Source organism: Mesorhizobium muleiense (assembly GCF_900099905.1).
GTDB classification, from domain to species: domain Bacteria; phylum Pseudomonadota; class Alphaproteobacteria; order Rhizobiales; family Rhizobiaceae; genus Mesorhizobium; species Mesorhizobium muleiense.
Genome location: NZ_FNEE01000022.1, coordinates 15266 through 38397, shown reverse-complemented (window position 1 = coordinate 38397; position 23132 = coordinate 15266). Strand labels below are relative to the sequence as shown.

Annotated in this window: 25 protein-coding genes; 9 read left to right on the top strand and 16 right to left on the bottom strand. The window is 63.6% G+C overall.

Going from position 1 to position 23132, the window contains the following annotated elements; translation table 11 throughout:
* Positions 1–26: 26 nt before the first annotated feature.
* The 3 genes from BLT09_RS34475 to BLT09_RS26865 form a co-directional block, all read right to left on the bottom strand.
* Positions 27–197, bottom strand: coding sequence for a hypothetical protein (locus BLT09_RS34475; protein WP_167366544.1), 171 nt, complete (start codon positions 195–197; stop codon positions 27–29).
* A gap of 79 nt (positions 198–276) precedes the next feature.
* Entirely contained in the window at positions 277–879 is a 603-nt protein-coding gene (locus tag BLT09_RS26870; RefSeq protein WP_091598810.1) for a DUF6456 domain-containing protein, read from the bottom strand.
* A gap of 111 nt (positions 880–990) precedes the next feature.
* The gene (locus BLT09_RS26865) at positions 991–1383 is read right to left on the bottom strand and encodes a hypothetical protein (RefSeq protein ID WP_236473732.1); all 393 of its coding nucleotides are present in this window, start codon (positions 1381–1383) and stop codon (positions 991–993) included.
* A 462-nt stretch (positions 1384–1845) separates the two neighbouring features.
* Here BLT09_RS26865 and BLT09_RS26855 point away from each other — a divergent pair, with 462 nt between their 5' ends.
* The gene (locus BLT09_RS26855; RefSeq protein ID WP_023799071.1) at positions 1846–2541 is read left to right on the top strand and encodes an XRE family transcriptional regulator; all 696 of its coding nucleotides are present in this window, start codon (positions 1846–1848) and stop codon (positions 2539–2541) included.
* Positions 2542–2825: 284 nt separating this feature from the next.
* Here the strand turns inward: BLT09_RS26855 and BLT09_RS26850 are convergent, their stop codons facing one another.
* Positions 2826–3128, bottom strand: coding sequence for a hypothetical protein (locus tag BLT09_RS26850; RefSeq protein ID WP_023799072.1), 303 nt, complete (start codon positions 3126–3128; stop codon positions 2826–2828).
* 194 nt (positions 3129–3322) lie between these two features.
* Here BLT09_RS26850 and BLT09_RS26845 point away from each other — a divergent pair, with 194 nt between their 5' ends.
* Positions 3323–3691, top strand: a complete 369-nt coding sequence (locus BLT09_RS26845; RefSeq protein ID WP_091598945.1) for a hypothetical protein — start codon at positions 3323–3325, stop codon at positions 3689–3691.
* A gap of 31 nt (positions 3692–3722) precedes the next feature.
* On the opposite strand, the gene BLT09_RS26840 is transcribed toward BLT09_RS26845, so the two are convergent.
* The gene (locus BLT09_RS26840) at positions 3723–4163 is read right to left on the bottom strand and encodes a hypothetical protein (protein WP_139172692.1); all 441 of its coding nucleotides are present in this window, start codon (positions 4161–4163) and stop codon (positions 3723–3725) included.
* Between the two features lie 293 nt (positions 4164–4456).
* Between BLT09_RS26840 and BLT09_RS26835 the strand changes: the two genes are divergently transcribed.
* Together BLT09_RS26835 and dinB are read left to right on the top strand one after the other, a co-directional pair.
* On the top strand, positions 4457–4915 hold the full coding sequence (locus tag BLT09_RS26835; protein WP_091598943.1) for a GNAT family N-acetyltransferase: 459 nt from the start codon (positions 4457–4459) through the stop codon (positions 4913–4915).
* 569 nt (positions 4916–5484) lie between these two features.
* Positions 5485–6726, top strand: coding sequence for a DNA polymerase IV (dinB, locus tag BLT09_RS26830; RefSeq protein WP_091598804.1), 1242 nt, complete (start codon positions 5485–5487; stop codon positions 6724–6726).
* Positions 6727–6788: 62 nt separating this feature from the next.
* On the opposite strand, the gene BLT09_RS26825 is transcribed toward dinB, so the two are convergent.
* The 3 genes from BLT09_RS26825 to BLT09_RS26815 form a co-directional block, all read right to left on the bottom strand.
* Entirely contained in the window at positions 6789–8312 is a 1524-nt protein-coding gene (locus tag BLT09_RS26825; RefSeq protein WP_091598801.1) for an FAD-dependent oxidoreductase, read from the bottom strand.
* A gap of 326 nt (positions 8313–8638) precedes the next feature.
* Positions 8639–9538 (bottom strand): DUF2182 domain-containing protein, encoded by a 900-nt coding sequence (locus BLT09_RS26820; protein ID WP_091598798.1) that lies wholly within the window; start codon positions 9536–9538, stop codon positions 8639–8641.
* 8 nt (positions 9539–9546) lie between these two features.
* Positions 9547–10179, bottom strand: coding sequence for a DUF1326 domain-containing protein (locus BLT09_RS26815; RefSeq protein WP_091598941.1), 633 nt, complete (start codon positions 10177–10179; stop codon positions 9547–9549).
* Between the two features lie 255 nt (positions 10180–10434).
* Between BLT09_RS26815 and BLT09_RS26810 the strand changes: the two genes are divergently transcribed.
* Positions 10435–11592, top strand: a complete 1158-nt coding sequence (locus BLT09_RS26810) for a sulfite oxidase (RefSeq protein WP_091598795.1) — start codon at positions 10435–10437, stop codon at positions 11590–11592.
* Between the two features lie 56 nt (positions 11593–11648).
* On the opposite strand, the gene BLT09_RS26805 is transcribed toward BLT09_RS26810, so the two are convergent.
* A complete protein-coding gene (locus BLT09_RS26805) occupies positions 11649–12764 on the bottom strand; it encodes a DUF1330 domain-containing protein (RefSeq protein WP_208602547.1) in 1116 nt (371 codons plus the stop codon).
* 202 nt (positions 12765–12966) lie between these two features.
* Here BLT09_RS26805 and BLT09_RS26800 point away from each other — a divergent pair, with 202 nt between their 5' ends.
* Positions 12967–13938 carry an AraC family transcriptional regulator gene (locus tag BLT09_RS26800; protein WP_236473733.1) on the top strand — a complete coding sequence of 324 codons (972 nt, stop codon included), beginning with the start codon at positions 12967–12969 and terminating at the stop codon, positions 13936–13938.
* Positions 13939–13964: 26 nt separating this feature from the next.
* On the opposite strand, the gene BLT09_RS26795 is transcribed toward BLT09_RS26800, so the two are convergent.
* Together BLT09_RS26795 and BLT09_RS26790 are read right to left on the bottom strand one after the other, a co-directional pair.
* Positions 13965–14855, bottom strand: a complete 891-nt coding sequence (locus tag BLT09_RS26795; protein WP_413468434.1) for a sigma-70 family RNA polymerase sigma factor — start codon at positions 14853–14855, stop codon at positions 13965–13967.
* 10 nt (positions 14856–14865) lie between these two features.
* Positions 14866–15177, bottom strand: a complete 312-nt coding sequence (locus tag BLT09_RS26790) for a hypothetical protein (RefSeq protein ID WP_023799082.1) — start codon at positions 15175–15177, stop codon at positions 14866–14868.
* Positions 15178–15325: 148 nt separating this feature from the next.
* Between BLT09_RS26790 and BLT09_RS26785 the strand changes: the two genes are divergently transcribed.
* Positions 15326–15691: a VOC family protein gene (locus tag BLT09_RS26785; protein WP_091598784.1), complete on the top strand. Its 366-nt coding sequence runs from the start codon at positions 15326–15328 to the stop codon at positions 15689–15691.
* A 25-nt stretch (positions 15692–15716) separates the two neighbouring features.
* Here BLT09_RS26785 and BLT09_RS26780 read toward each other — a convergent pair whose 3' ends face one another.
* From BLT09_RS26780 to BLT09_RS26765, 4 genes are all read right to left on the bottom strand, one after another.
* Positions 15717–16073 (bottom strand): VOC family protein, encoded by a 357-nt coding sequence (locus BLT09_RS26780; RefSeq protein WP_023799084.1) that lies wholly within the window; start codon positions 16071–16073, stop codon positions 15717–15719.
* Positions 16074–16301: 228 nt separating this feature from the next.
* Positions 16302–18071, bottom strand: a complete 1770-nt coding sequence (locus tag BLT09_RS26775; protein ID WP_091598781.1) for a cation:proton antiporter domain-containing protein — start codon at positions 18069–18071, stop codon at positions 16302–16304.
* A gap of 148 nt (positions 18072–18219) precedes the next feature.
* Positions 18220–19248 carry a cation diffusion facilitator family transporter gene (locus tag BLT09_RS26770; RefSeq protein ID WP_091598778.1) on the bottom strand — a complete coding sequence of 343 codons (1029 nt, stop codon included), beginning with the start codon at positions 19246–19248 and terminating at the stop codon, positions 18220–18222.
* Between the two features lie 8 nt (positions 19249–19256).
* Complete coding sequence (locus BLT09_RS26765; protein WP_027154260.1) at positions 19257–19520, bottom strand: metal-sensing transcriptional repressor; 264 nt, start codon at positions 19518–19520, stop codon at positions 19257–19259.
* Between the two features lie 286 nt (positions 19521–19806).
* Between BLT09_RS26765 and BLT09_RS26760 the strand changes: the two genes are divergently transcribed.
* Both BLT09_RS26760 and BLT09_RS26750 read left to right on the top strand, forming a co-directional pair.
* The gene (locus BLT09_RS26760; RefSeq protein WP_023799088.1) at positions 19807–20022 is read left to right on the top strand and encodes a hypothetical protein; all 216 of its coding nucleotides are present in this window, start codon (positions 19807–19809) and stop codon (positions 20020–20022) included.
* A 407-nt stretch (positions 20023–20429) separates the two neighbouring features.
* A complete protein-coding gene (locus BLT09_RS26750; protein ID WP_091598775.1) occupies positions 20430–21188 on the top strand; it encodes a pseudouridine synthase in 759 nt (252 codons plus the stop codon).
* Between the two features lie 182 nt (positions 21189–21370).
* Here the strand turns inward: BLT09_RS26750 and BLT09_RS26745 are convergent, their stop codons facing one another.
* On the bottom strand, positions 21371–23101 hold the full coding sequence (locus BLT09_RS26745) for a Na/Pi cotransporter family protein (protein ID WP_091598772.1): 1731 nt from the start codon (positions 23099–23101) through the stop codon (positions 21371–21373).
* Positions 23102–23132: the final 31 nt, after the last annotated feature.

The following is a 23132-nucleotide window of genomic DNA, read 5'->3' as shown; positions in this document are numbered from 1 at the left end:
GCGCCCCAAATCAGGATGCGGCTTAGCTACTTTCGCTTCTGGGGCTTTAGATGAGTCCGTAGCACTGCGGCGGCAAACAAAAGCGCAAAGACAAGCGAGGCATTAAAAATCGGATGGGTGCTGAACACAGCCGCCGTTGCCGCAACAATGCCGACGATCACTAAGATCGCCCCCAAAACACCGCCCATGAAACGCATTGCCAACCCTCACATCTCTTGGTCAGGTAGGCAGCCTCTGATGGCATGACAAGTTCGTAGCGCCCGCCTCGTTTGCCCTCTACCCCCGCGGCCGCCGCATCAGCATCATTCCGTAATGCACCGCCAGCAAGTCCAGCCCGATTTTGAGCAGTTTCGACAGCACATCCCGCGGCTCGCCGGTCTGTTCGGCGAGGCTCTTCACCGTTTCGCCGGCGCAGCAGACTTTTTGCACCACGACCGACACCTCCCAATGCGCAAGCGCCCTGGTGGCGTCGGCATAGGCGCGGCCGGCGGACAGGATGCGGTCGGCAACGCCGCCGCCGATGCGTCCGCCGTCGACGCGCTCGGTCAGCGCCATCGGCTTGACCCCGTCCTGTGCCGAGACGCGAAAATCCTCGCGGTAGCGCATGCCCGCCTCGCGCTGCTGGCGCGACAGCGAGGTGATGCCGGTCAGCGGGTCGACATTGCGCACGCGCACAATGCCGCCGGTCGCGGTGTGGCCGCTATTGGACACCTCATAGACGCGCCTCGCCTCCAGCGTGCCGGTCGCCAGCCGCTTGCGGCCGAAGGCATCGTCCTTCAGCGCGAAATCATGGCCGACCTGCGTGTGGATACGCACCTGCTCGGCCTCATCAGTGGGTAATTTGGGCGGTTTGGCCTTTTGGGCGGTCTTCTTGCTCATCTGTGGCTCCTCGTTTCATTGCTGTCTTCGCAGAACCTGGGCTCCTCCGCGCAGCGGGGGGCGAGGAACCGGGCCGCCGTGCTCGGCGAGAAGACTCTCGACCGATGCCGCTCACGCTGCGTCCGCGAGAGCCGTACGGCGATGATCGCAGAACCGCGCCGCGTGATAGGCGCAGTAGCTTTTCAGCGGCCGCGTGCGCAGGCCGCAGCACAGCATCGCCAGTGCCGGCCGGCTGCCGGGCGCGTCGTTTTCGGGGTCTTGCTCCAGCGTCAGATCGAGCGGTGCGCGGCAGCGGTTGAACAGGCAGTCGATGAAGCGCATGGCCGCGACATGCGGCGGGCGCCCGACGGCGGCAGCGGGGCGCGGCGACGGCAGCTTGAGGGCCTCGCCGTCGGGCCCGTGGATCTCGCGCACCAACGGGCGCTGCGGCAGCCAGACCGGCGGCGCCAGCCTGGCCGGCATGCGGGCGATGCTTTGCAATTTTGTGTCGGTATAGGCGGGCATGATGTTCTTCCATCGAGATCGAAAGGGTTGCGTAGATGCCGAAGCTGCCCCCCTCTCCCCGTTCACGTGGAGAGGATGCCGGCAGGCAGGTGAGGGGCGGCGCGGCGTCGCCGATTACCTCTCCCGGGGGAAGCCGCCCTGCCCGTGCGCCGGTCGAAGACGATGACCGTGCCGTCCTCGGTGCGGATGCACGAAAGGCCCGCATTGCGCGCGCCGAAATTCGGGGCCGGAGCCGTGGGGGACGGCTCCGGCCGTTGCGGTCGCCGCCGCTGACGGCAGGGCGACCGGATCCGAGGCGCGAGCCTCGGGCTTCATCCCGGCCGGGGAGGAGGACAGCCGGGACGGATGGGAAAGCGAGATGGAGCGACGTGGCTTGTGCATGGCTATATATAAGCATAACTCAAAAAATAAGCAAGCCATTCTTCCATGGACGAAACCGATTCTTATGTTTCAGATGGCGCCATGGCGAAAACCTCATTGTCGATCAAGGTCGGGGCGGCGATCCGCAAGGCGCGCAAGCAGCGCGGCCTGGTGATGCGCCATATTGCCGAGCATAACGACACCGACGTCGCCGCTGTCGGCAATTGGGAAACCGGCCGCAACCTGCCGAAGACCGAGAACCTTTTGAAGACGGCCGCCTTCCTGCGCGTCGATCCGGTGGCGCTCGGCAAGGGCGAGGTCGTCTTCCTCGACGACGCCGACAATGTCGCCGACGCCGAGATCGTCACCGACGCCGCCCCCCTGCCCGCCGGCCCGATGGACATCGAGCTTCTGGGTGCCGCAGTCGGCGGCGACGACGGCGACTTCACCTTCAACGGCGAGGTCGCCGGCTATGTCCAGCGCCCGCCCGGCATCGCCCATCTGCGCAAGGTGTTCGCGCTGCACGTGCTCTCCGACTCGATGGTGCCGCGCTACGAGCCCGGCGAGATGCTCTATTGCGGCGGCCGCGACGCTGTGCCCGGCGACCACGTGGTGATCGAGATGTTTCCCGAGGAAAACGAGCGCAACGGCAAGGCCTTCATCAAAAAGCTGGTCAAGCGGACCGCCGCCGAGTTGGTCGTCGAGCAGTACAATCCGCCGAAGTCGCTGACCTTCAACCGCTACGCGATAAAACACGTCTGGCGCGTCATCCCGCTCAAGGAACTGCTGGGTTACTAGGGCGGCGGCGGCGGAGCGCTCCTTCTCCCCGCAACGGCATCGCCGGCAGGGGCAATAGGGATTCTTGCGAAGAGGACCCCCACCCTAACCCTCCCCACAAGGGGGAGGGAATGCTGCCGCGCCTTTACTTCCCTTAGCGCCGAGTCAGGCAATCTGCCGAGGTCAGCGCCAACGGAGTCTCCCTCCCCCTTGTGGGGAGGGGCTAGGGGTGGGGGTACATCGTAGAGCGAAAGCCTCGAAGCCTCGGCTTCCCATGCGATTCCCCTGCCCGCAAGCGGGCGCCATCAAGCCCGCCTGGATCTCTCCAGCGGAACCTCGCGCTCGCCAAGCATCCGCGCCTCGGCGCGGCGCTGCTGCCGCTCGTCGATGAACGCCGCCTGGATCGAGACCGCCGCGCCCGGCAGGCCATCGGCGCGACAGGCCGAGCAGCGAAGCCGCCCCGACAGCGCCGCCAGCGGCGTCTGCGCGGTCACCCCGAATCGCCTCAGCTCCGCCGGCTTCCACCATCTGTTTCGACCGCAATCGATACACTCGACCGCGATCGAGACGACCTCGGCGATCGTTGCTTCCTTGCCCGGCAATGCCATCGTCCCTGATGCCTCAGTTCCTGTTTTGTTCACAACATTAGGGGTTTTTCCCGGAGAGTCGAGTCGGTTCCGCTCAATCCATGAAAAAGTTTAACTTGTGCCAGTTTTTGAGTTATGCTTATATAAAAATACTCCAGATGAACGGGCGACGGGACCGGGTCTCCGTCGCGCCGCCGCCAGCCAAGGAGACGAAGATGGACGCCCTCTCCGCCCAGTTCGCCCGCGATTGCGGCTATAGCGGCGACAGCCCGGCGATGCTCGCCGCCTTCGCCGCTATCCGCCGCGACGGCATAGGCCGGGCGCGCCTCGGCCATGGCCAGCGCAAGGCGCTGGTCGACCGGCTGAAGCTCGGCGAGGCCTTGTTCCTGGCGGCGATCGGCCCGGCGCAATCGGCTGAAGAGGCGCTCGAGGACGCCGCCCGCTTCATTGCCTGTTATCGCAATATGCCGCGCTGGCGCCAGGAAAGGCGCGGCGCCGATCTCGCCCGCGCCAGGCAGCAGCTTCTGCTGGCGCGCTTCTTCCGCCGCTACGGCCACCGCCTCTGGTCACGGCAGGCGGCGTAAGCTGGAAGTCGGCGAAACCTGCGAATGACAGCTACGGTGCGGATCGCGTTGGCGGAATATATTCGCTATCCGGCACCGGCAGCCGCCCGTCCGTGTTGACCGCCGCAGCCCACATCCGGAAATCGACAACGGCCCTGCAATCTATATTGGCCTGGCCGAAATAAGGAGCCCCATACGAACATCCCGCACCCGCTATTCTGGTAATGATTTCAGGCGCGCTGCCGACTGGGCCGAAGGCAACGCCATCGACGTCGAGAATGGTTTTGTAGCCTTGCCACAGCCGGGCCGTCGCCTCCTTCGTGCGAAAGACCAGCCAGTTCTCACCGTCGGAAAACCTGAAAGTAATTGTCCCATCGGAGAATTTCGTCCGCGTGACCTCACCAGTGCAACCGAGCTTCTCGTTGCGGGCGACAAGGCGCTTGCACTCACCTTCGACCGTCCAGGTGCCGGCCTGCCCGTCTTTTGGTTTCAACGATGCACCGGCTGCCGCCGTTGCAGGCATCCCCACTAAAATGGCCGCTGTTAGCACGACGCTGGCGATGACGGATCGATTGACCAAGGCAACCCCATTTGGCGAATGCGCGCAGTCTTCTATGCCTCTTCTTCCTTAGAATCTCGCTCTGAAGCCGTTAGATTTGAACCGTCGTGTCCGAGAACAGACAGTCTTGCGCAAAGCTCGCCGTCCTCGAGATGGTCATGCGCAAGGACGCCGCCGCTCAACCCGCACTTGCCGTCACCAAGCCCGCGCCGTATGTCTCCCGCTCGATGAGCGAGATCAAATTCCGTCGCGCGCAAGCGCCCGACCTGCCGGCGATCGTCGCGCTGCTTGCCGACGATGCGCTTGGCGCTGGTCGCGAAGACGCGTCGACGCCGCTCGCGCCGTCCTATCTCGATGCCTTCAGCGCGATCGATGCCGATCCCAACCAGCTGCTGGCCGTGGCTGTCGAAGCCGGGCAAGTGATTGGAACCCTGCAGCTCAGCTTCATTCCGGGTATATCCAGGAGAGGTGCCTGGCGCGGCCAGATCGAAGGCGTTCGCGTCGCGCGGCAATGGCGGTCTCGCGGCGTCGGCAAGCAGATGATCGAATGGGCGGTTGAAGAATGCCGCTCGCACAACTGCAGCTTCGTTCAGCTCACGACCGACAAGAGCCGACAGAAGGCGCACGCCTTCTACGAGGGCCTCGGTTTCACCGCCAGCCATCTCGGCTACAAGATGGGGTTGTAGGTCGCGGCACCTGCCGTCAGCCAATCGTTTGAAGTCGGCGCCGCCCCTCGTCCGCCTGCCGGGCTCTCAAACATTCCGGGGTAGGTGTCGCCGGCGAAGCTGCCGATCTCCCCTTGCAGGGGAGATGCCCGGCGGGGCAGAGGGGGGAGGATCGCAGATTCATTCCAGCTTGGGTTCCTCGCCCCCAACGAAAGTGGGGGAGAGGTGGCTCGGCGAAGCCGAGACGGAGAGGGGGACTGCGCCCTACGAAAGCCCCCTCTCCGGCCGCTTCGCGTCCACCTCTCCCCCGCTTCGCGGTGGGCGAGGAACCCAGGTCTTGAGAGGTCGGCGGGACTACACCCTCCGTCCTGCCGGACATCTCCCCTGCAAGGGGACAGCAGCCGCTTCAGTTTTCGCCAACCACCAACGCTGGAAAGGTAAGCGGATTGGGCAGCGCAGACCTGAAGCGATTGCCCTCCACCTGCCCTCCACGCTCCTTGACAATCCGCCCTATTTGTTCTCTTTATGTTCCACAAAAACCCACCCTCAAGACAATGCGGCGTTCGAACCGCCGCGGGCGAACGGGCCGGATGGAAGCCAACATCCTCCACGCTGATCTGGACGCCTTTTATGCCTCGGTCGAACAGTTGCTCGACCCCGCCCTGCGCGGCAAGCCGATCGCCGTCGGCGGCGGCGTCGTCTTGGCCGCGTCCTACGAGGCCAGGGCCTTTGGCGTGCGCGGCGGCATGCCGGGGCGGCGCGCGCGTGAACTCTGCCCCGGGCTGATCTTCGTCGGCGGCCATTTCAAGGATTATCAGCGACTCGGCGATGCGGCTATTCAAGTGCTCGGCGATTTCACGCCGGTGGTCGAGCGGATTTCCATCGACGAGGCCTTTGCCGACGTCGCTGGCTGCACCCATCTGTTCGGCCCGCCTGCCGAGATCGCGACAACCATCCGCCGCCGCGTGCGGGCGGAGCTCGGGCTACCGATCTCGGTCGGCGTGGCGCGCACCAAGCACCTGGCCAAGATCGCCTCGCAGGTGGCCAAGCCCGACGGGCTGGTAGTGGTCGATCCGCGCCACGAGCTGGAGTTTCTGCACGACCTGCCGGTCGAACTGATGTGGGGCGTCGGTCCGGTCACCAGGGAGCGGCTGGCCGGCATTGGTGTGCGCACCATCGGCGAGCTGGCGAGGACCAATGGTGGGTCGCTGGAGCGTCTGCTCGGCCCGGCGGCGGGCGAAAAACTCAACGCGCTGGCCTGGAACCGCGACCCGCGAAAACTCGAGACGCAGCGTCGGGCACGATCGGCCGGCGCGCAATCGGCGCTCGGCAGGAAACCGGCCGAGGCAAAAATCTTCGTGCCCACCCTGCTGCATCTGGCCGACAGGGTCGCCACCAGGTTGCGGGCGAAATCGCGGCCCGGCCGCACGGTGACGGTCCGCGTTCGCTTTGCCGATCTGCGCTCGGTGACGCGTTCGATCACGCTCGACCAGCCGATTTCGGCAACCGCGATGCTGGCCGAGATCGCCGAGGCGATGGTGCGCAAGGTGCTTGTCGATCATCCGCACGAAAAGACCATTTCGCTGCTGGCGATCGCCGTGTCGCATCTGGAGAAGCAGCCGGCCCTGCAGCTGGAACTGCCGCTCGGCCTCGACGACGACCGCCGCCGCCCCGGCACCAGGAAGGGCGCGGCGCGCTGGACCGCCGACCGCGCCATCGACAAGATCCGCGACCGCTTCGGCTGGGAGGCGGTCGGCTACGCCTCGGTCGCGCTCGGCCAATCGCGGTCGGTTCCCGACGCGTTTCGCGAGCTGGCAGAAAAGGAATTGTAAGTAGGGGAGTAGGGGAGTAGGAAAGCGAAAAGGCAAGAGGCGCGCCCTACTGCCCTACTCCCCTACTCCCCTACTCGAGCCAGCGGCGCCACGGCCGGTCCGTTCAAGGCCGTGCCATCGATTGCAAAATGCGAACCGTGGCAGGGGCAGTCCCAGCAGCGCTCGAGCGAGTTCCAGTGGACGTGGCAGCCGACATGCGTGCATGCGGCCGAGCGCTTGTAGAGCGTGCCGTCGTCATCGCGAAATGCGGCGATCTTGCTGAGCCCTTCGCGGACGATGGCACCTTCTCCCGGTCGCAGCTTATCGACGGAATCGATCTCGCCAGGCGCGATATATTCGGCAAAACTCTTGATCGCCGTCGCATTCTCCGACAGGTAATCGCCGATCGCGCCTGCCGTCTTGCGCGACGGCTCGTAGAGTTCGCGCCAGGGACTTTCCTCCTTCAGAATCAGGTCTGAAATCAACAGGCCGGCGACAACGCCATGGGTAATGCCCTGGCCGGAATCCCCGGTCGCCACAAAGACGCGGCTGTCGCCAGGATTGCGGCCGATGAACCCCGCATAATCGACGGTCTCCATCACCTGCCCGGACCACCGGTTGATTTCCACGCCGACATCGGGCACCAGCCTTTTGGTCCAGGCCGTCAGGGCCGCGAAACGGTCACCGGCATCATCGGACTGTCCTGTCTTGTGGTCTTCACCTCCGACGATCAGGAAGTCGGTCCGACCGTCGCCAGGCTGAAGCCGAACGTAGTGATAAGGGTCTTCAGTATCCCAATACAGCGCATCCGGTATGGTATCGCGCGCGATCTCGAACGACATCGCGTAGGTTCGATAGGGCGCTTGCTTGGTGTGAAGCGCGACCCGATCGTTGATCGGCGAGTTGGTGGCGACAACGGCCGATCTGGCAGACACGGTAAAGCCTGAAACCGTGGTTACACGCACGCCGCCATCTGTCTCCTCGACCTTTTCGACGATAGTATCAGCATAAAGCACGCCGCCGCGCGCGCGGATGGCCGCGGCCAGCCCGCGGAGATATTTGAGCGGGTGGAAGGTCGCCTGATTGGCGTATCGAAGGGCCTGCACATCCGAAAAGCCTGCAAATGGCACGCCCCTGGTCTTCTCGACCTCGACACCGATCTTCAGAGCGGCGTCCAGTTCGCGCGTGATATTGGATTCCTGGCTGCCGGAAGCCGGAAAGAGAAAGCCATCAAGGCGCCGGAAATCGCAAGCGATACGCTCGGTCTCCCGGATGGATTGGATATGGTCGATAGCGGCCGATTGGCTTTGGTAAAAAATCCGCGCCAGGTCCTCGCCGCGCAATTTGGTCAGCTCCGAAAAATAGTCGTCGCAGACCGATGACAGGTGCGCAGTGGTGCGAGCCGTCATGCCGCTTCCGATCCGGCCGCGATCGAGGACAGCCACCTTTTGCCCGGCGACGGCCAGTTCGTAGGCGACCGACAGTCCGGCAATCCCAGACCCGACGACCACGACATCGACCTGTTCGCTTTGCCCGAGCGGCACCGCATCAGGCACGACTTCGGTCGCCGCCCAGAGCGATACAGTCCTTTCATCGCTGACATTCATCGGCTGAACCTCCCATCCACGATATTCGGTAAACGGAAGCGAGGATTCAAAGTTCCTCGACGCCTTTGAATGCCAACGGAGGCGGCCCTGGTCGTCAGAGGCTGTTTGGAAAGTCGCTCCGGCGAGTCATATGGTGGTGGTTTCGAGAACCGGAGCGGAGCGGACATTTGGGTCCGTGAGCCCGCATGACCCGAAATCGGAAAGGATCATGCGCAAAATCAAAAGTGCTACAGCGTCCTTTGCGCGTCCCAAGGACGCGCGGCGCTGTAGGTAAGCGCAGAAAACGCCATCAGATGGCCGCCGGAGTAGAGTTTCCAAACAGTCTCTCAGACCAAAAGCGTTGCGCCGCCCCATGCGATCAGGGCGATGCCAGCTGCCCGGCCAACCCACGGGCCGGCAGGAAACAGTTTTTCCGCCAGCACCAGAATGGCGAGCGCGGCAACCCAAACCAGGTTCATGACGCCACCCACGAACAACAACGCCATCAGCATCCAGCAGCATCCGACACAAAACGCCCCGTGCAATGCGCCCAGACGCAGCGCGCCAAGGGCGTGCGGACGCCAGTGGCGGGCAAGGAACGCCGTCGGTGCCCGGCAATGCGACAGGCAGGCGTTCTTGAAGGGCGACAGCTGATACAGGCCCGCGCCGATCAGGACGATGGCTGAAAGCCAGCGGCTTTGCGAACTCATCATCGTTGCCGAAACGAAAGCTTCGCGTTCGAGCAGCCAATGCAATGCGGTTGCGGCGACGGAGAACCCCAGCCAGACCAAGAGGTAGCCTGCCATGAACACACCGGTCGGCGCGAGCTTGTCCTGGATCTGACCCTGTGCCAGCGCATGGCGATGGACGCGCGCATAGAGCAGGATGGTCGGCGCCGCACTCGGCGACATCATGGCGATCATCATGACCCACCACATGGCGATCATCAGCGCCCAGTTCGCGGCCCCCCAGGCCCGCGGCTCCGTCGCCATCGCGCTCATGTCCATGCCGGACATATCCATGCCGGACATGTCCATGCCGGGCATGTCAGAGGTCATATCGGATGTCATGTTCGGAGTTTGCAGGTGCGGGAATAACGCGAGCCTCGACATCTCCCACGCATTCATGCCGATCCCTGCGCCGGCGACGATATAGAGCCAGGCCAGCAGGCACAGCGCCGCCATGCCCGCAATCGTGATGACACGGTCGCGCCTGAGCAGCCGTTCCAGTGGCGACCCGCCGTCCATGCGCCGCGTCAGGCCCGCACCACCCCGTGATTGTTGAGATGCAGCCGCGCGAACTGGCCGTAACTGTCCTTGGTGGTCACCTGAACCGGCCCGCTGGTTGTGCTGGAAGCGCTGCCGATCTCGGCGACCGCATATTCGAAGCCGTTCGGCAACACGATCTGAGCCCGCGAGTCCGCGCCCGTCACCTTGTTGCGGATTGGTTCGCCGACGGTTTCGATATAGTCCTTGACGAAGATGCGGCCCCTGCGGCCGTCGACATCGAGGTCGAGATCGATCCTGGTGAAGACCGGCTCATTCATTTTTGTCACGGTCGAGGCGTAGACGGCGAACATCGTCGCGAACGGGTCGGTGTCCTGGCCGGTCATGATGCGCAGCAGCGCGTTACGCTGCCGGTCGGTTGCCTTCTCGTCGACGAAAGCGATGGCTTCGCCGTTGCCCTCGTGGATTGCGCCGGGCCATTTGAAGATCGCGGCGATGCGCAGGCCGTCGAGAACGGTCTCGCCATGATGACCTTCATCGATCTGGATGCCGGCCACGGCATGGCAATGGCCCTTGTCGGGCAGCGCATTGAATTGACAGTTGCAGCCATATTCGCAGGTGCAATTGACGAGTTCGCGTCCCTTGATTTCCCAAGACGTCATGCTGTCCTCCCTCATCTCGAAATATTAGACCATCATCATACACCTGGACTCTTCCCTCTCAAAGGCGCACCCTTAAAAAGGCGAAACCCAAGCGAGAGTTTCGTCCAAGGCTTCACATGTTTGAGATGCGCCGCTGATTGCTTGACCTGTCCGGACAATCTCCGGGTGGGGCAAACGCTCATTGCGCCTATCCGTGTTCAGGCTGCGGCCCAAGGCACGTGCAGCCTGTTTCCGGATCAACTGGGAGGAAACAACATGCCTGATATTCAACGCAGAGAACTTCTTGTTCAGGGAAGTGCTGCCCTTGCCGCAATTGCCGCTCTCTATACCTCGCGTCGGGCTTACGCTTTTCCAACACGGGCGAGCGAGGAGGTTATTCGGTGGCTGGACCAGCCGACCGAAAATCCCGATCCGGTCGGCATCCAGAAGCAGCTTGTCTGGGAGGATCTGGATAGCTGGATAACGCCAAACGACAAGTTCTTCAGCATCTCGCATTTCAATCGACCAACGATTGACGAGAAGACATGGTCGATGGAGATCGGCGGCCTGGTCAAGAAGCCCTTGAAACTGACCCTCGCCGACATCAAGGCGCGGCCGCGCCAGGAGGTCGTTTTCACAGTGGAATGCTCGGGCAACCACGGCTTTCCCTTTTTCACTGGCGGCATCGGCAATGCCCGCTGGGCTGGGACGCCGCTCGCCCCGATCCTCGAGGAAGCCGGCGTTCTGGAAGATGGCATCGAGGTCGTCTTTTTCGGCACTGACACCGGCGAGGTCGCCATCCGCGACGTCAAGATGCAGCAGAACTTCGCGCGCAGCATGTCGCTTGCCGAAGCGACGAACCCAGACAATCTGCTCTGCTATGAAATGAACGGAGCCGCCCTGCCGGCGGCCAATGGTTTTCCGCTGCGGCTGATTGCTCCGGGCTGGTACGGCATCGCCAACGTCAAGTGGCTGGAGCGCATTGAGGTGCGCGACACCCGCTTCATGAGCCTTCTGATGGCCCGTGACTATGTCACCATCCGCGAGGAAGAGCGCAATGGCGAGACCGTGTGGACCGAGGACTCAGTCGGGCGAGCGCTGATAAAGTCGGCGCCCGCGAAGGTCACCCGCAAGGACTCGGACTACCGCATCATTGGGGCAGCCTGGGGGGCACCGATCGACCGGGTCGAAGTGCAGATCGATCAAGCGCCATGGGCACCGGCGACCATCGACCGCAGCGAGGAGGCCGAACACGCCTGGAAGATCTGGTCCCTGGATTGGCAAAATCCATCGCCTGGAGAACACACGGTGACCTCGCGCGCGGTCAGCACCACGGGACAGGTTCAACCGGCAATGGACGATCCCTTGATTGCCAAGAAACACACATACTGGGAAAGCAATGGCCAGGTGACGCGCCGCGTGCGTGTCGTTTGATAGACTTTGCGGGAAGGTGAAGCAGGCAGCGCCTGATCGCAGACTGGTCGCCAGCGTCAGTCCTTGGATGCCGTGATGACGAGCGCCGGCATGTCGAAAGCGACGGCGCCGGCTGCTGTCACGTAAGGCATAAGTGCCCGCTCGGCCTCCTCCAGGAGCCGCTTGAACTGCTCGTTGTCCAAAAGCCCGCCCCCCAACGTCCAGATGCAGGCTCTTTCAGTCGAGATCAGCGACTCGATCGAGGCAAAACGGACCGTTCCGCGGTGCCGCTTCACCTCGGCACGCTCTATGCCTGCCTTCGCGCAGAGCGAGCGCAGTAACTCCGCATCGCCGAGTACGAAGGGCGCGCGGAACGCGTTCGCAACGTCGGCTCCAAACAGCCGTTCAAGCATATCCGCCACTGCGGCATAGCCGGGCGACTGGTCGAGCGAGTCGCAGACCGCGACGGCGAGCCGGCCGCCGGACTTAAGCACGCGCATCATTTCCCGCAGTCCGGCTGCTCGATCGTCGAAGAACATCAGGCCGAACTGGCTGACCGCGGCGTCGAAGCTTTCATCCGGGAAAGGGATCTGCTCAGCGCGCCCTTCTCGCCAATCGATGCGAGTGCTTTTGCGGCGGGCAACGCAAAGCATATCGGGATTGGGATCAAGCCCGACCACCTTTCCCTCCGCGCCAACGCGGTCGAGGGCCGCGAGCGCCAGCACACCCGTACCGCAGGCAATGTCGATCACGCAGTCGCCCCTCCCTATTCGCGCCTCGGCGGCGACGATAGGCCCCCATTGTCGGAACAGCGCTGGAACGAACAGTGAGTCGTAGATTTCAGCCGGAGTTTTCGATATCTTGCCCCGGCGGGTCTGGGCCGCCGCTTGCTCCGATCCCGGCGTTGCACCTTCAAGGAACACTGCGTTGGATCGGGTTCCGGCGACGCGTAGCGCCTTCAGCGGCTCGTATTCGGGCGATGAATACCAGCGCCGGGCATGCTCGCCGTCGGCAAATTCGACGATGACCGGATAGACCGGCTGCCAGTCTCCTTCGACAAGGTCGGATTTCCCGCCCAGCACCAGATAGCGCCCTCCATACTGTTCAACCGTTGCAAAGACCCCTGCCAAATACTGCTCGACCTTGGCCTGGTCGGTGATTTCACGCACGTCGAAGAAGCAATAGGTAGACATGGCCGACCTCCGTTGATCGCATGGACTCCACGGGATGCGCGGTGGATATACTGTTCGGCGCATAGTAGACTTGGCCATGGGCACGCTCCATGACCCAGCGTCTCAATCGCTTGCTGCAGCGTCCGTTCTGGCGCGATCGCCTGGGCGGCCACCGGAAGAGGTCGTTGCCGATGCCGCACCTTCGGCCGCGCCGGACAAGGATGTGCTTTCGGATGTGCTGCGCGTGGTAAAGCTCACCGGCGCGCTTTTCTTCTGGGTCGATGCCTCTTCGCCCTGGAGCGTGGAAGTGCCGCGGGCGGGTTCATTTGCCCATCTTATCCTGCCGCGCGCCCAACATGTGATTTCCTACCACATCATCACCCAAGGATCGGGCTCGGTCAGCATCGGTGACGATCCGCCGATGGAGTTTGCCGAAGGCGACATACTTGTGATCCCGCATGAGGATTCGTACGCGATGTGCAGTGCGCCCGGAGTGCGATCAGGTTTGAGCACGGAAGATTCGCTCGATTTCTTTCGCGCCATGGCGGCCGGACAACTGCCCTTCGTGATCAACGAAGGTGGCGACGGCCTCCTCCTGACCAGATATGTCTGCGGTTTCCTTGGCTGCGATGCACGGCCGTTCAATCCTCTGCTCGGGGCCCTGCCTCCGCTGATACGCATCCGGCGCGCGCCCGGCGCACAGAGCGATCTGCTCGACCGGCTGATCGAGCTAACGCTGGCAGAGGTGTCCGTTCAACGGCCAGGCGCTGAATGCATCCGCCTGCGCCTCAGCGAGTTGATGTTCGTTGAGGTCGTTCGCCGCTATCTTGAGGCACTGCCGCCGGAGCAGACCGGCTGGCTGGCCGGCTTGCGCGACCCCGCCGTCGGCCGGGCTGTTGCGCTTGTCCACGAGAATCCGGCGCGCGGCTGGACAATTGAAGAACTCGCACGCGAAACCGGCGTCTCGCGGTCCGTCCTCGCGGCCCGCTTCACGCGTCTCGTCGGCTGCCCACCGATGCAGTATCTCACGCGATGGCGCGTACAACTGGCCGCACGACTGCTCACTGATGGGCTGGCCAAAGTCTCGGCGGTCGGGCGTGATGTCGGCTACGAGTCCGAAGCGGCCTTCAGCCGGAGCTTCAAGAAGCTCGCGGGCGTCTCGCCGGCTGGCTGGCGCGACGGCCGGCGCGGATAGCGGGCGGCCGGAGGCCGACCCTCCCCCTACCCCTCTATCGTGCTGATCTCGGCATCGATCAGGCACCAGGGCGCATAACGAAAATCGCGGATCTGGACGACCCGCTCCTCCCGCCATTCGACCAGCATGAAGCCGCGCACCGCGCCGTCCGGCTCCTGCGGGTTGCGGATCAGGATCGCCGGCCGGCCGTCGACAAAACCCAGCGACAGCGCCCAGTCGCTGATGCGCTCGTAATTGCCGAAATAGGTCGACACTTCAGCCTTGCCGCGCATGCGGAGCCGGCTGACCAATTCGAGCTGGACATCCTCGGCGATCAGCGCCCTGACCGCGTCGAAGTCGCGCGCGTTGAACAGATCGACATAACGGCGCAGCCGCCGCTCGTCATCGGCGTCGAGCCGTGGCGCGGCAGCCTGTTCGGGCTCGGCTGCCAGCAGGCGCAACTGCGCCCGCCCGCGATGCAGCGCCGCCTTGGTGGCGGCCAGCGTCGCGCCGGTCACCTCGCAGGTCTCATGCAGCGAAAGGCCGAGCACGTCGACCAGGATCACGGCGCCGCGCTGCGCCACCGAGAGCTGCATGAAGCTGCGCAGGCCGGCCGCCGCGGCGAGCCTTGAGTCGGCGCTGCCGGAAGGATCCTCGATCGTGGTCATGTCGGTCTCGGTCATGCGCGACCTTTCCCGATGGCGCCGGCGCAGATGGTCCTGCGCGGCATTATGGGCGATGCGAAACAGCCATTGCTCGGGCCGCTCGACGGTCATGCTGCCGTCGACCGCCTGCAGCGCCTTGATCAGCGTCTCCTGCACGATGTCTTCGCCGTCGATCACCGAGCCGGCCATGCGGGCGCAGTAGCGGTGCAGCTTTGGGCGGAACCCGGAGAGCATCGACTCCAGCGCAGGCCGATCGAATTTCGGTTGGATCATGGCGTCCATTCTATCCGGCCTTGCTCTCCTCAAGCACACGGTAGTTGCCGATAATTTTGGCAGGCGACCGCTTGACCGGCGTCGAGCGCCGTTCCGCATGGTTTTGCGTGAACGCCTCGAAGGCCGCAAGCCCGGTCAGCGCGGATGTGTCATTTCCCTCGCCGACGACATGGACGAACTCGCCGTCGTCGAGTTCGAGCACGAGATAGCGCACGCTCTGCGGCGCCGTTTCATCCAGCGTCTCGAACACTTTTGCCACCAGCGCGCGGTTCTCTTCCAGCCCGGTGTCTTTCACGCTGTAGCGAATGAGTTTGTAGCCCATGGTTCGTCTCCTGAATGGTTGGTCTGAGCAGAAGACGTTTCGCGTTCCCGAAAAGATTCTCGCACGCTATAAATTTTTTCGGCCGCCCGGATCGACTTCCACCTGCGGACGGCTAGGCAGCAGCCATCGAGGAGCAGGAGCGACGACCATGCACATCCAGTTTGCCGAACTGCCGGTATTCGACCAGGACCGCGCCAAGGCGTTCTACACCAGGCATTTCGCCTGCAAGGTGACGGCCGACGAGAAGATGGGCGATAGCGGCTGGCGCTGGATCGAGCTGAAATTTCCCGACGCCGTGACGAACCTGCATTTCGTGAGGCGCGCCGACGACACGCCAGGCGCGGAGCCGGTGCTGGTGCTGGTCGACGACGATGTCGAGGCGACGATCGCGGCGTTGAAGGCGGGCGGCGTCGAGATCATCACCGAACCGCAGGAGGCGCCCTGGCAGCCAGGCCGCACGGTGGCGGAATTTCGCGACAGCGAGGGCAACCGCATGGTGATCGGCAGCCAATGAGCGGGTGCAGCCGGAAAACGGCCACTTAAGCAGCCCCGGCTTTGTGCGCCAAAGCATGCCTCGGCTGGTAAAGGCCAAGCGAGCCGCCACTGGGAAGCGAGACATGCGTGAGCAGGCCCCAGCCTTCATCGGTGACCGAAGTGCATTCAACATCGTGCGATTTCAGCTCTTGGATCGTAGCATTGATGTCTTCGCACATGAGATAGACTTCGTGGCTGTCGACTTCGGCGGCCGGGTGAACGGCAATCTCGGCCGGCGGCAATGCGAAGATCAACCAGCCTTCGCCAGCATCGACTGCTGGAAACCGTAGAACATTGCGAAAAAATGCGCGGTCTGCCTCGGCATCCGTGCTGTAGATGATCATGTGTGCGCCGGAAATCATGGCTCCTTATCTCCCTGAAAGTGATGTGAACAAACAAGCTATTGCCGTTGCAAACGACGTTTCCGCCGTCGACACAGCCGCTCGATATCGGCATGCTTCAGTTGGATATAGGTCGGCCGGCCGTGATTGCAGGTGCCGGAACCCGGCGTTGCTTCAAAGACCGACGCCTGCCAGACCTCACGCTATCAGCGGAAGAAGCTGGAGATGCTGTTGGCGCAGCTGCCGCCATTACCCGGCCATCGGTTTTGAGTCGACCTGGCGTGCGTTTTGGCTCTGGTCGGCGACCGGGCCGGCTGGGGCATCGATCCGGCTCAGAATGTGATCCGAGATGCCGCGCGCGATCTCCCGCTCGCCCATGATGATCAGGTCGGCGCCGAACTTCTTCAGGTAATCCACTTCGGCATCGGAATGCGCACGGGCGATGATCTCGAGCCTTGGATTGATGGCATGGGCTTGCTCGATGAGATTGCCGCTCTCGAACGGATTGGGAATGGCGCTGATCAACCACCGGGCTGAGGCAACGTTGGCCGCCTCAAGCAGGCCCGGCTGGGCGGCATTTCCCGCAATGACATCAACGCCGCGGGCGCGCAGCTGTTCTACTATCACTTGCCGTTCCTCGATCACCAGGTACGGCTGCCTTGCCTTTTGCAACGTCTCCGCGACCAGGCTTCCGACCCGTCCATGGCCGACAAGCACCGCGTGGTCTGTCAGGCTGGTAGCCGCGAGTTCGGGCGGTTCGGATTTGCCTTCTTGCGTGGCGATGGTTCGCTCTCGTGCTTTCAGCCACGGCGTCAGCCGATCCAACGCCGCAAACAGCAGCGGGTTGACGAGGATCGAAAGGATGGCTCCGGCAAGCACCAGGTCACGTCCAGCCTCTGGAAGAAGCGCGAGGTCGACACCCAGTCCCGCCAGGATGAAGGAGAACTCGCCGATTTGCGCCAGGCTTAGGCCGAGTGTCAGGGCCACGTGGGACGGATAGCCGAACATCAATGCGATGGCCGATGCGGCCGTGGCATTGCCGATGACGATGATCAAAAATGTCACGCCGACGAGCAGCGGCTGCTCGACCAGGATCATCGGGTTGAACAGCATGCCGACGGAGACGAAGAAAAGCACGGCGAATGCGTCGCGCAGCGGCAGCGTTTCCTGAGCGGCCCTTTGGCTCAACTGGGATTCGGCAAGGATCATTCCTGCGAAAAACGCCCCAAGAGCAAACGAGACGCCGAACAGCTCGGCTGCCCCGAAAGCGACACCAAGGGCGATCGCCAGCACGGCCAAACGGAAAAGCTCTCGCGAGCCAGTGTGAGCAACGTAGTGAAGGATCGGCGGAATGACACGTCGCCCGACGACAACCATGATCGCGAAGAAAGCCACCAATTTGCCCAGCGTAAGCCCGAGCGCGCTCCAGATGGTCTGCGGCTCAAACAATGTGAACAGGTCATTGCCGTTAAGGTTTGCCCCGTTGACATTGCCACCCAGCACGCCGGCGAAGGCCGGCAACAGCACGAGCGCGAGGATCATGGCGAGGTCCTCTACGACCAGCCAGCCGACTGCGATGCGTCCGCCATCGGTTTCGAGCTGCCGCATTTCCTGCAGCGCCCGTAGGACCACGACTGTGCTTGCAACCGACAGGGCCAGCCCAAACACCACTCCGGCTCCGATCGGCCAGCCGATCGCCTGCGTCACGAGGAGCCCGAGCATGGTCACCAGAGCCATTTGACCGACAGCGCCGGGAAGCGCGATCTTTCTTACCGACAGCAGATCGTTCAGCGAAAAATGCAGCCCTATGCCAAACATCAGCAGGATCACGCCGAGCTCGGCGAGTTGGCGCGCCAGCGCCTGGTCGGCAACGAAGCCGGGCGTGAACGGGCCAATCAAGACACCAGCCACGAGGTAGCCGACCAGCGGCGACAGGCGAAGTCGGTTCGCCAACGTGCCGAGGATGAAGGCGAGTCCGAGGCCGGCGACAAGGGTTGCGATAAGTGGCGCCTGGGGCATCTTCCCAATCCAGGTTTCCGGCCACGCTTGGCGCTCGGGTCAAGCGTTGCGCGAGCCAGAGATAATGGACCCGGGGATAATGGACTAAGACGCGGCGGTCTCAACATCTTTCGCGCGGCGAACGGAAACGCGCCGGTCGGAGCGACCGTTAGTGGCTGTCGTGCTCGCCGTGGGGATGTCCGTGGCGATGATCGGCAACCGCGTTCGCCAATCTTATATTCGCCGCCGCAAGCGCCGGCATGTGCTCGAACAACTCGTGTTCCAGCGCTGCGGTGATCTTCTGCGCTTCGCTGACCGGCAGGCTTTCTTCGACGGCGATGGCAATGTCGGCGTGCAGCCTGTGACCGATCCACCGCGCCTTGGCATCGACAATGCGCGCCTGCGGCACATGCGCGGCGGCATGGTCGATGTCGCCGATGACTTCAGGATCTATACCATCGAGCATGCGGGTCAGCACCGAGCGCGCGGACTGCCAGACGATGCCGAAGATGGCAAGCGTGATGAGCAGGCCGACGATCGGGTCGGCCAGCGCAAAGCCGAGCCAGACGCCGAACGCTCCGAGGACCACGGCAAGGCTGGTCAGGCCGTCGGTGCGGGCGTGGTAGCCGTCGGCAATCAGTGCGGCGCTGTTGATTTCGCGGCCGACGCGGATGCGGAACACCGCGACGGCCTCATTGCCGAGAAAGCCGACAATGCCCGCCGCCGCCAGCCAGCCCAGATGCGTCACCACGCGTGGATTGATCAAACGGTCGATGGTCTGGTAACCGGCGACGATGGCGCTGAACAGGATGATCCCGACGATGATCATCCCGGCCAGGTCCTCGACCCGGCCCAGGCCGTAGGTGAAGGTCGGCGACGGCTTGCGCCGGGCCAGCAGGAAGGCGATCCACAGCGGAATGGCGGTGGTGGCGTCACCGATGTTGTGGACCGTGTCGGCCAGCAGCGCCACGCTGCCCGACAGCGCGACCACGACCATCTGCATCGCCGCGGTGATTGCCAGGATGACGAACGACCATTTTATCGCCCATATGCCGCGGTCGGTCGTGGCAATGGTCGCATCGATGACCCCGTGGCTATGCGACCCGCTCACATGATCGTGATGGCCATGACCATGCGCGGCGTGATGGCGCGACCCGAACCCGAACCAGTCGAGGATGCGCGCGCCGAGCACAGGCATTTGACAGCTCACAAATATTTCGCCAGTTGCTTGAGTTCCGCCAGCGAGTTGCCGCCGGCTTCCGCGGTGTCCGTCAGGCAATGCTCGATATGATCGTGGATCAGTTCGCGCTTTGCACTGCTGATGGCGCTCTCCACGGCGTGGAGCTGCTGCGCCAGGTCAACGCAAGGACGATGCGCCTCGAACATCGACAGCACCGCCGCAAGATGGCCTTGCGCGCGCTTCAGACGCTTCACGATAGCCGGATGCGAACGATGGATGCCTTCGGACATGCCTGTTCGTATCCTCCCCGGGAGGATCCAGTCAAATCTTCTTTCGAGCTCACCTTGCCGGCGAGTCCGTCACAAATCGAAGAACGACGCCAGCCACCTCCTGCGGGTAACCCGCCGGCGGCGGCGGCCCGTATTATTTCGTGACCATGTTGCGCCGGAACCTTCCCCTCGCACCAGCGTTCGGGGCGCTGTATTCGCGATGCCTTATTTTTGGGCAAGCATGATAGGCGACGGGCGAATAGCGGTGGGGAGGCAAAAAGCATGGGTCGGGGAGGAGCATGTTGTCATGTCGAACCGTGAAATTGGAACGTCCCACACATTGGGGCTGCGCATCGCTGATCTCAAAGCCAGGATGCGGAGCGCCCGGATTACCGAGCACGAGATGAAAATTTTTCAGAAGGTAGCCGCTGTCATGGGAGCAGGTGAAGGCTCCCTGCGGATCGATGCCGACGACCTGATTGCCGCATCTTTCGTTGTCGAGGACGAGCCCAGGGCAAACTGACGACTGTGGCGCCCCCGGCGATCAGCGTCGGGGCGCGTGCGAGGCTCGCGATGTTGGCGCTCTACGGCGCCCCCCTCTGTCCTGCCGGACATCTCCCCCACAAGGGGGGGAGATCGGCAGCTTTGCCAACCGCGCCTCTTTTTCAAAGTTGGGCGATTGGCGGAACCAGTGATAACGGCCGATCTCCCCCCTTGTGGGGGAGATGTCCGGCAGGACAGAGGGGGGCGCTGTCCCGCCAACTTTGCCATGATGTCCGGAGGCGACCTGTCGCAACGGAGGGCCGCAGCTCACACGTCCGGATACTCCTATCGAGAAATCCAGATATCCACCCCGGCGGCTTTCTGTTAGCAAATATTCACCTCAGGTGGCGGGAAAGACCTGACTTGCCGGAACGATCACGCAAAACCATGGCGCCACGGCCGAACACCGGCCGGCCCAACCCAGGCGTCAGTTCCCCCAGCGTCAGCCTTTGCCGTGCGCTGTCAAAGCTCGGCCTGTGCTCGCGCAAGCAGGCGGAAATTCTGGTCGCCAAAGGGCGCGTCCGGGTCGCCGGCAAAATCGTGCGCAACGGCTCGCTGCGCGTCGATCCCGGCCGCGACCGCATCGAGGTCGACGGCAGCCGCGTCGTCGCCGAGCGCAAGGTCTATCTGATGATCAACAAGCCGCGCGGCCTGGTCACCACCCGCAACGACCCGCAGGACCGCGGCACCGTCTACGACTGCCTGGCAGAGCTCGACCTGGCCTTCGTGTCGCCGGTCGGCCGCCTCGACAAGGCCAGCGAGGGCCTGCTCTTGATGACCAACGACACGCGTTTCGCCCAGCGCCTGCTCGACCCCGCCTCGCACGTCGCCAAGATCTATCACGTCCAGATCGGCGCCCTGCCCGACGCGGCCCTGCTGGCGCGGTTGCGCGCCGGCGCCACGGTCGATGGCGAAGATTTGACGGCGCGGTCGATCGACATCCTGCGCAGCGGCGCCAGCACCGCCTGGCTGGAAATCACACTCGACGAGGGCCGCAACCGCCACATCCGCCGGCTGCTCGGCGCGCATGAGGTCGAGGTGCTTCGCCTGGTGCGGGTGGCGATCGGCCGCTTGCGGCTCGGCGACCTCGCCAAGGGCAAGGCCCGCCACCTCACGGCCGAAGAACTGGCGCTGTTTCAAGGCTGAGCGAAGGCGCCGAAGCGCGCTCCCTTCTCCCCTTGTGGGAGAAGGTGGATTGGCGCGTAGCGCCAAGACGGTTGAGGGGTGCTGGAAGGATCGCCGTCGGCGCCAAGCTGGAACACCCCTCATCCGACCTCGCTTCGCGAGGCCACCTTCTCCCACAAGGGAGAAGGAAGATCGGCGCCCCGCTACTCGGCCGGGACCGGGCTGAGGCCGGGATCGCCCAGCGCGTGCGGCCTGGTTTCCTTGCGTGCCGACGCCCGGGCGAGCACGCTCTGCCGGTTGACCGATTTGCGCTCGGCATCGATGCGCTGGATCAGGATTTCCGCGCGCTCGATCGACCCGAGCAGCGCCAGGATCGTGCCGCGTTCGGCGGCGCCGGCATTGGGTCCGAGCGCCAGCGTGCGGGCACGCAGTTCCTCGACCTCCGGCAGATTGACATTACCGGCCGGCACCTTCGGGTCGGAGATGCCGTAAGTCGGCAAGATCTGCCGCAGCGAGGCATCGAGCTTGCTCAGCGCGACGTCGACGATGGCCTGCGCCGGACTGCTGAATTTTTCGCGCCGCACGCGGCGCGCCACCTGATGCATCGATTCTGTCAGGGCGGCGGTGAAGTCGGCTTCCTCGATGAGGCTGGCGATCAGGTCGAGCTGGTCGTAAGGCAAATCCTCCTTCATCAATTCGGCAGTGTAGGCGCGGATGTCGCGGCTGAGGATATCGGTTGCGAGATAGTGCTCGCCGGGATCCGACGGCGCCTTCTTCGACGAACGGGCGATGTCGAGGAACATGGCGCCGGCTTGCAGATGGCGGGCCGTCTCCTGCTGGACGGCGGGAACGGCCTTGGCAAAATCGCCGGCCAGCTTGCGGTCGAGGAATCGCGGCGTCGAGAAATCTTCCGTGTCCTCGGCATCCGTGTGACCGACACGCGATAGGACCCGCTCGAACACCCCGATGAACGGAAACAGCAACAGCGTGTTGAAGACGTTGAAGAACGTCGAGTAAAGACCGACCGCGACCGGCACCAAGGGAAAGGTCTCCTTGCCGTCGACGATAACCGGAATGGCCGGATCGCCGCCGAAGAACTGCATCGCCCATTCCAGGACCTGCATGGAGACGAAGAACAGCGGGATGGTGATGCACACGCCGATGATGTTGAACGAGATGTGCGCGTAAGCGGTGCGCTTGGCGTTTTTCGAAAGATTGAGCGAAGCCATCCACGAGGTGATCGTGGTGCCGAGATCGGCGCCGAGCGAGAAAGCGACGGCTGTCGTCCAGTCGAGAATGCCGGCGGCGCCAAGGCCCATGACGATGCCGATCGTCGCCGAGGACGAATGGATCATGGCGGTCACGCCGGCGGCGATGAACACGCATTTGAGCAGGTTGAGGTAGGAGTCGGCCGTCAGCGTTTGCAGCAGGGCCATGACTTCGGGCAGGTTGCGCAGCGGGCGCAGGCCGCCGGTCATCAGGTTGAGGCCATAGAAGATCAGCGCGAAGCCCATGCCGGCAAGCGCTATGTTCTTGACCTTCTCGCTTTTGGCAAAGCAGTAAATCAGCGAGAACACGCCGGCCAGGATCAGCCCGAGCGGACCGAGCGGCAGGGCGATGAGCCCGTTGCCGAGCGTGGTGCCGATATTGGCGCCCATGATCACGCTGATCGCCGGTCGAAGGGCAATGACGCCGGCATTGACCAGGCCGACGACCATGACGCTCATCGCCGTCGACGACTGGATGACGCCGGTGATCAGCGTTCCTGCCAGCACGCCCTTGATCGGCGTTCCGGCGGCCTTGGCGAGAAAGGCGCGCATCCGGTTGACCGACAGCGCCTGGATGCCGTTGGCCATGAAGTCGAGGCCGAGCATGAAGATGCCCAACCCGCCGATCACCGGCACGAGGATGTCCTTGAAAATATCGATGTCCATGTCACGCAGTCCCCAACAAGCCGCCATCACG